The following is a 7,027-nucleotide window of genomic DNA, read 5'->3' on the forward strand; positions in this document are numbered from 1 at the left end:
ATGAACCCGTTCGAGCAGGTGCCGGTGGCCGATCTCCGCGAGCGGACGAGCATCAAGTGGCGGTTCTTCGAACCGGACGTGCTGCCCATGTGGGTCGCCGAGATGGACGTGCTGCCCGCTGAGCCGATCGTCGAGGCCGTGCACGCCGCGATGCTGCGGGGCGACACCGGCTACCCGCACGGGCGCGGCTACGCGGAGGCGTTCGGCCGGTTCGCCGACGACCGCTGGGGCGCCGCCGTCGACGTCGCCCGCACCGCGCTCGTCAGCGACGTCATGATGGGCGCCTTCGAGCTCATCCGCAGCCTCACGCCGCCCGGCGGCTCGGTGATCGTCACGAGCCCCGTCTACCCGCCCTTCCACGCCTACTCGCAGCATGCCGAGCGACAGGTCGTGGAGGCCCCGCTCAGCGCCGACCTGCGGCTCGACCTCGAGGCGGTCGAGGAGGCGTGCCGACGCGTCGGCGCCGGCCAGGGTCAGCCCGGCGCCGTGCTGCTGCTGTGCAACCCCCACAACCCGACCGGCACGGTCCACACGCGCGCCGAGCTCGAGTCGCTCGCCGAGATCACCGCCCGCCACGGCGTGCGCGTGATCTCGGACGAGGTGCACGCGCCGCTCCTGTTCGACGCGACGTTCACGCCCTACTGGTCGGTCGACCCGCGCGGCTTCTCGCTCACGAGCGCCTCGAAGGCGTTCAACCTCGCCGGCCTACGCACGGCGCTCATCGTCGGCGGCGCCGAGACCGCGGCCGACCTCGCCGGCATCGCGGAGGTCGTGAGCCACGGCCCCTCGCACATCGCGTCGATCGCCCACATCGCGGCCTTCGACGACGGGCGCCCGTGGCTCGACGCCGTGCTCGGCGGGCTGCGCGAGAACCGGGCGCTGCTCGCCAGGCTGCTCGAGGAGCACGCCCCCACGATCCGGTGGCGGCCCGGCGAGGCGACGTTCCTCGCGTGGCTCGACTGCCGGGGCACGCGCGCCGCCGACCCCGAGGCGACCGCCGACGCCGGCTACATCGGCCTCTCGACCGGGCCGGCGAAGCACTTCCTCGAGCACGCGCGCGTGGGCCTGAGCGCCGGCGAGGCGTTCGGCACCGGCGGCGAGAACCACGTGCGCTTCAACCTCGGCACGCGCCCCGACCTCATCGAGGAGGCCGTGCGGCGGATGGGCGCGGTCGCGTAGGCCATGACGATGCGGTTGCGGCTCCTCGAGGACGCCGACCTCGACGCGGTCTTCCGCTGGGAGCGCGACCCGGCAGCGGCGGCGATGGCGGCGTTCACGCGCGACGATCCCGCCGACCGCGCGGCCTTCGACGCCCACTACCGGCGCGTGCGCGCCGACCCCGCCAACCTGCTGCTCGTCATCGACGACGACGGGCAGGCCGTCGGGACGATCGGCAGCTTCACGATCGACGACGAGCGCGAGGTCGGCTTCTGGATCGACCCGGCGCGCTGGGGGCGCGGCATCGCGTCGGCGGCGCTCCCGCTCTTCCTCGACGTCGAGCGCGAGCGGCCCCTCCACGCCCGCGCCGCCGCGCACAACCTCGGCTCGGCGGCAGTGCTGCAGCGGGCCGGCTTCGAGCGCGTCGGCTCCGAGCGCTCGTGGGCCGCCGCCGTCGGCGAGGAGATCGTCGAGCACCGCTACCGGCTCGACTGACGCCGCTCGGAGTGCGCGACCGATCAGCGCGCGGCGGCCAGCAGGTCGACCATGCGCTCCTCGAAGCCCGGCTCGACCTCCATGACGACGCGGTGCCGCGCGCCGTCGCGGTCGGGCCACGTGCCCCACTCGCCCTCGAGCCGCGTGACGGTGCGACCGCGCGTCGGGCCGTCGGAGCAGTCGACCGTCACGTCGACGATGGGCGACAGCGTCGTGCGCACGAGCCCCGTCGCGACCGCGAGCGCGAGCGCGTCGTGGTTGCCCGAGGCCCGCTCGCCCGAGAAGCTCTCGTAGTAGGCGAGGTAGAAGTCGAGGATGTCGGACGAGAACCGCCCGACCGCGCCGCCGGCCGAGAGCCGAGCGCGGTGCGCGTCGGTGATGAGCGACGTCATCGTCACGTCGAGCCCGACCATCGTCAGCTCCCAGGGCGCGTCGAACACGACCTGCGCGGCCTCGGGGTCGTGCCAGATGTTGGCCTCCGCGGTCTCGCTCACGTTGCCGGGCGCGAGCGCCGCGCCGCCCATGATCGTCACCTGTCGGATGCGCTCCGGCAGCGTCGGGTCGGCGTCGAGCGCCGCGGCGAGGTTCGTGAGCGGCCCGACCGCGACGATCTCGAGGGAACCGGCGTGCTCGTGGCTCAGCCGCAGCATGAGCTCGACCGCGCTCTCGGGCGCGAGGGTCGGCTCGTGGGCCGTGTCGGCGCATCCGCCCAGCCCGTCGTCACCGTGCACCTGGGGCGAGAAGACGGCGGCTCGGCCATCGCGCGGACCGGCCGCGCCGACCGCGACCGCCACGTCGCCGTGCCCGGCGAGCCGCAGCACCTCCGAGGTGTTGCGGGCACCCTGCTCGACGTCGACGTTGCCCCACACGATCGTGCAGCCGACGAGGTCGATCTCGTTCGAGAGCGCAGCGGTGAAGAGGGCGAGGGCGTCGTCGATGCCCGTGTCGACGTCGAGCAGCACAGTGGTCACCCGTCGAGCCTAGGGCGAGCCTCCCGCCCCGGCTTGCGCGCCGGGGCGACACTGTCGCCATGGCCGACATGCCGGATGTGCCGCAGCGCGACCGCGTGCAGCTGCGGGCCGCGTGGGCGGAGGCGCTCGGCGTGCCGGCGACGGCGTTCGACGGCTCGGGCGTCACGTGGACTCGGCGCGAGGACCTCGACTCGGTGATCGTCGTCGAGCTCGGCGCGGCGATGGCCGTCGCCGCGCCCGCACGCGCACTCTCGACGCTCGAGACGCAGCACCGGGTCACGCTGCGCGACGCGGCGGCGATCGCCGCGCTGCTGCCGGGCTCGCAGCCGATCGGCTCGGCGCACCTGCTGTTCACCGGCACCCGCCCCGCGGCGGCGTCGCACGAGGTGGTGCTGGGCGAGGATCGCGACCTCGTGAAGGTGCGCGAGGCCGTCCCGGACGACGAGTGGGCGGAGGCCGGCGTCGAGCCGATGGCGCACCACTGGGCCGTGCGCGAGGACCGGGAGCCCGTCGCGGTCGCCGGCTACCAGCCGTGGCACACGACGATCGCCCACATCGGCGTCGTCGTCGCATCGCGGCACCGGCGCCGCGGCTACGCGGCCGCGGCGGCGACGGCTGCGGTGAGCGGCGCGATCGACGCGGGGCTCATCGCCCAGTGGCGGTGCCGGAAGGGCAACGCGGCGTCGCTGCGGCTCGCCGACCGGCTCGGCTTCACGCGGCTCGGCTCGCAGTCGGCCGTGCTGCTCGGCCCGCACTGAGCGACCGCCAGCCCTGACCGACTCGCGCCGACGGTTCAGCTCGAGCAGAGGCAGAACGGGTGGCCCGCCGGGTCGAGGAAGACCCGGAAGGTCTCGCCCGGCTGGTGCTCGTGCTTCGTCGCGCCGAGCTCGAGCACCGCGCGCTCGCCCTCGTCGAGGTCGTCGACGACGACGTCGACGTGCATCTGCTGCGGGTGCTCCTGCCCGGGCCAGTCGGGCGCCCGGTACTGCTCGACCTGCTGGAAGCACAGCATCTGCCCGTAGTCGGCCTGGATCTCGACCCAGTCGTCGTCGGACCTCGTGACGGGCCAGTCGAGCAGCGCGCTGTAGAAGCGCGCGAGTGCATCCGCGTCCGGGCAGTCGATGACGAGCGTGGGGAAGCGAGCGATGGCCATGGCGGTGACGCTACGCTCCCCCGCCCACGTCCCTCAACGTCAGAGGCCGTGGATGAGGGGGAAGATCGGGAGCGCCTCCTGGTGGTGCGCGTGCACGATGACGAGGAAGACGACCGCGTCGAACAGCAGGTGCACGGTGACGACGTAGAAGAGGTTCTTCGTCCACGAGAAGATCGCGCCCTGCACGAGCGCGAACGGGATCGTCAGCAGCGGCCCCCACGACTGGTAGCCGAGCTCCCACAGGAACGACACGAAGATCGCCGCCTGCAGCAGGTTCGCGATCCAGGGCCGGAAGTGGCGCAGCAGCAGCGTGTAGACGGTGCAGATGAAGAACAGCTCGTCCCACAGCCCGACCGCGTTCACGCCCATGAACAGGCGCGCGATCATGTCCCACTCCGCGACCGGCGGCCAATTGCGGTAGACGCCCGAGGTGAGGAAGTAGAACGGCAGGATCAGGTAGGCGGCGAAGACGACGATGACCAGATAGGTCCACATCCGCCGCGACCAGCGACCGCCCTTCCACGGGAACCGCACCGCGTGGTCGCCGTACGCCCAGCGCGAGATCGCGTACGGGATGAGCACGGCGCCGCCGAGCGCGACCGTGAAGCGCAGGATGCCGGCGTTCGAGATGTCGGCGTGCAGCGAGATCATGCTGATCCAGGTGAGCGCGATCGCGATGATCGCGAGGTCCTGGCCGAGCTTCGACGACCGGCCCGCGCGGTCGGTGAGGATGCCGCCGATCACGCCGGCGACGAGCGGCACGTAGCCCCAGTCGGTCATCACCCAGAACTGCAGCACCGCGCCGAGCGACACGAGCGCGGCCGGGATGATGGCGATCGGATGCGTCGGGGTGCCCTCCGCATGGATCCCCCTGGCGCGGATCCCCCGGGCTGCGATGCTCACGCCCCCAGCCTACGGATGCCCGCCTGTCAGCCCAGCGGATGATCCTGCATCCGCCTGCCGATGCAAAGCGGCCGGGATCGCTGGGATGCGCGGCGCGGGACTGCTCGGATGGAGACATGCAGACCAACAGACTCGACGCCCAGCGCCTCACCCACACCTACGGCGAGGGCCAGGCCGCCGCGCCGGCGCTCGCCGACGTCTCGCTCTCGATCGGCGCCGACGGCCCGGAGGCCGTCGCGATCATGGGGCCCTCCGGCTCCGGCAAGTCGACCCTCCTCCACGTGCTCGCGGGCATCATCGCCCCCGCGCAGGGCACGGTCGTCTGGCGGGGCCGCGACCTCGCGACGATGCGCGACGGCGAGCGCACGAAGCTGCGCCGCAGCGACTTCGGCTTCGTCTTCCAGTCGGGCCAGCTGCTGCCCGAGCTGCCGGCGGTCGAGAACGTCGCCCTGCCGCTCATGCTCGGGGGCGGCTCGCGCGGGGCGGCCGAGGCGCAGGCCGGGACGCTGCTGCACCGGCTGGGCCTCGGCGGCATGCTGAGCCGCCGGCCCGGCGAGCTCTCGGGCGGGCAGGCGCAGCGCGTCGCGATCGCGCGCGCCCTCGTCGGCTCCCCCGGCATCGTCTTCGCCGACGAGCCGACCGGCGCGCTCGACCGCAGCACCGGCGGCGCGGTCATGAGCCTGCTGATCGGCGCGACCCTCGGTCACGGCGCCTCGCTCGTCGTCGTCACCCACGACCCGGAGGTGGCAGCCGCGTGCTCGCGCATCGTGCGCCTCGAGGACGGCCGGATCGTCAGCGACGAGCCCGCCGCAGCGCACGACTCCGCAGCGACCGCGGCGCCCACGGGCGTGCAGGCACCGTCGTACGACGCGCCCGGCCCCGCGTCCGTGCCGATGCACGTGCCCCATGAGGCGCCGCAGCCCGCGTCGTACGGCGCGGCCCGCACCGACGCGCAGGTCGCCAACCCGATGCAGCGCAGCGCCCAGCCCGACGCGCAGCAGCAGCCCTGGATCGAGGTCTCGCGATGAGCACCCTCCGGCTCTGGATGCGCCTGGCGCGCGCGACCGGCGCGCGCGCGACCGACGTGCTGAGCGCGATCGCGTTCGCGTTCGCGACCGCGGCGCTGCTCGCCGTGCTCGGCGGCGTCAACGCGTTCCGCGTGCGGCTCGAGACCGGCGTCGTGGAGCCCGCCGACGGCGGGCTCGTGCTGACCCTCGCCTTCATCGCGGCCGCGCTGCTGCTGCCGGCGGTCTGGACGCTCGCGCAAGCGGCGGTGCGGCTCGCGGTCGCGCGCCGCGACGACCGGCTCGCGGCGCTGCGCCTCGCCGGTGCGACCCGCGGCCAGGTGACGGCGATGGCCGTGCTCGACGCGCTCGCGCAAGCGGTCGTCGGTGTCGTCGTCGGCGCCGGGCTCGCGCTCGCCGTCACGCCCGCGATCGCGCAGATCCAGTTCCAGGGCATCCCGTTCGCGCCCGGGGAGCTGCTCCCGCCCGCGTGGGTGTGGCTCGCCGCCGCCGGCGCGGTGATCGCGACCGCGCTCGCCGCGGCGCTCGCGTCGCTGCGGCGCGTGCACGTCACCCCGCTCGGCGTCGCGCAGCGCGTGCGCCCCAAGCGCCTGTCGCTCTGGCGCATCGCGGGCTTCGGCCTCGCCGCGGTCGCGTACGTCGCGGTCGTCGTGCTCGACCTCATCCCGGCGGAGCTCTCGGTGTCGATCGCGCTGCTCGCGATCGTCGTGCTCTCGTACTCGCTCATCGGGCCGCTCGTGATCCAGGGGATCGCGTGGCTCGTCGCGAAGGCGGCGCGCAGGCCCGCCACGCTGCTCGCGGCCCGTCGGGTGGTCGACGACCCCCGCGGCGCCTTCAACATCGTGGGCGCGATGGCGATCGCCGTCATGGCGGGCGGCTTCGCGTCGCTCGCGCCGGTGATGGCGGCGCCCGGCGACGCGCTCAGCGTCGACATCTCCACCGGTGCCGCGCTCACGATCGCGATCGCCGGCGTGCTCGGCGCGGTGCTCGCGGGCATCGCGCAGTCGGCGAAGGTGCTCGACCAGCGCCGCGAGCACCAGGCCATGCACCGGATGGGCGTCGACCTGCCCGTCATGCGCGCGGCGCTCGTGCGCCAGGTGGCGATCCCGCTCGTCGTGGGCGTCGGGGGCGCCGCCGTCGTCGCGCTGCTGCTGATCCTGCCGATGTTCATGTTCTGGATCGCGAGCCCCGAGTCGGTCGTCACCTGGGTGGTGCTCACGATCGGTGCGGTCGCCGTGACCCTCGGCGCGACCGCCGCGGCGCTGCCGCTCGTGAAGCGCGTGGCAACGGAGACCGCGGCCGCCTGACCCGCTGCCCGGACC

Annotated in this window: 8 protein-coding genes; 5 read left to right on the plus strand and 3 right to left on the minus strand. The window is 74.0% G+C overall.

Going from position 1 to position 7,027, the window contains the following annotated elements; all coding sequences use genetic code 11:
• Together ABD106_RS08660 and ABD106_RS08665 are read left to right on the plus strand one after the other, a co-directional pair.
• Window positions 1-1,179: a MalY/PatB family protein gene (locus tag ABD106_RS08660; RefSeq protein ID WP_343919397.1), complete on the plus strand. Its 1,179-nt coding sequence runs from the start codon at window positions 1-3 to the stop codon at window positions 1,177-1,179.
• Between the two features lie 9 nt (window positions 1,180-1,188).
• On the plus strand, window positions 1,189-1,653 hold the full coding sequence (locus ABD106_RS08665) for a GNAT family N-acetyltransferase (RefSeq protein ID WP_343919399.1): 465 nt from the start codon (window positions 1,189-1,191) through the stop codon (window positions 1,651-1,653).
• Between the two features lie 23 nt (window positions 1,654-1,676).
• On the opposite strand, the gene ABD106_RS08670 is transcribed toward ABD106_RS08665, so the two are convergent.
• The gene (locus tag ABD106_RS08670; protein WP_343919401.1) at window positions 1,677-2,624 is read right to left on the minus strand and encodes a nucleoside hydrolase; all 948 of its coding nucleotides are present in this window, start codon (window positions 2,622-2,624) and stop codon (window positions 1,677-1,679) included.
• 59 nt (window positions 2,625-2,683) lie between these two features.
• Here ABD106_RS08670 and ABD106_RS08675 point away from each other — a divergent pair, with 59 nt between their 5' ends.
• Entirely contained in the window at window positions 2,684-3,382 is a 699-nt protein-coding gene (locus ABD106_RS08675) for a GNAT family N-acetyltransferase (RefSeq protein WP_343919403.1), read from the plus strand.
• Between the two features lie 35 nt (window positions 3,383-3,417).
• Here ABD106_RS08675 and ABD106_RS08680 read toward each other — a convergent pair whose 3' ends face one another.
• Both ABD106_RS08680 and ABD106_RS08685 read right to left on the minus strand, forming a co-directional pair.
• Entirely contained in the window at window positions 3,418-3,777 is a 360-nt protein-coding gene (locus ABD106_RS08680) for a VOC family protein (RefSeq protein ID WP_343919405.1), read from the minus strand.
• A gap of 39 nt (window positions 3,778-3,816) precedes the next feature.
• Window positions 3,817-4,680 (minus strand): CPBP family glutamic-type intramembrane protease, encoded by an 864-nt coding sequence (locus ABD106_RS08685; RefSeq protein ID WP_343919407.1) that lies wholly within the window; start codon window positions 4,678-4,680, stop codon window positions 3,817-3,819.
• A 116-nt stretch (window positions 4,681-4,796) separates the two neighbouring features.
• On the opposite strand from ABD106_RS08685, the gene ABD106_RS08690 reads away from it, so the two are divergent.
• Window positions 4,797-5,708: an ABC transporter ATP-binding protein gene (locus ABD106_RS08690; protein WP_343919409.1), complete on the plus strand. Its 912-nt coding sequence runs from the start codon at window positions 4,797-4,799 to the stop codon at window positions 5,706-5,708.
• Window positions 5,705-7,012, plus strand: coding sequence for an FtsX-like permease family protein (locus ABD106_RS08695; RefSeq protein ID WP_343919411.1), 1,308 nt, complete (start codon window positions 5,705-5,707; stop codon window positions 7,010-7,012). Before ABD106_RS08690 ends, ABD106_RS08695 begins: the two co-directional genes overlap by 4 nt.
• Window positions 7,013-7,027: the final 15 nt, after the last annotated feature.

The sequence above is a fragment of the Agrococcus citreus genome (genome assembly GCF_039527715.1).
Lineage (GTDB): Bacteria > Actinomycetota > Actinomycetes > Actinomycetales > Microbacteriaceae > Agrococcus > Agrococcus citreus.

Bases quoted from the DNA above. Each gene is read 5' to 3' on its own strand.
- ABD106_RS08660 (WP_343919397.1), top strand. From the start codon at position 1: ATGAACCCGTTCGAGCAGGTGCCGGTGGCCGATCTCCGCGAGCGGACG.
- ABD106_RS08665 (WP_343919399.1), top strand. From the start codon at position 1,189: ATGCGGTTGCGGCTCCTCGAGGACGCCGACCTCGACGCGGTCTTCCGC.
- ABD106_RS08675 (WP_343919403.1), top strand. From the start codon at position 2,684: ATGGCCGACATGCCGGATGTGCCGCAGCGCGACCGCGTGCAGCTGCGG.
- ABD106_RS08680 (WP_343919405.1), bottom strand. From the start codon at position 3,777: ATGGCCATCGCTCGCTTCCCCACGCTCGTCATCGACTGCCCGGACGCG.
- ABD106_RS08690 (WP_343919409.1), top strand. From the start codon at position 4,797: ATGCAGACCAACAGACTCGACGCCCAGCGCCTCACCCACACCTACGGC.
- ABD106_RS08695 (WP_343919411.1), top strand. From the start codon at position 5,705: ATGAGCACCCTCCGGCTCTGGATGCGCCTGGCGCGCGCGACCGGCGCG.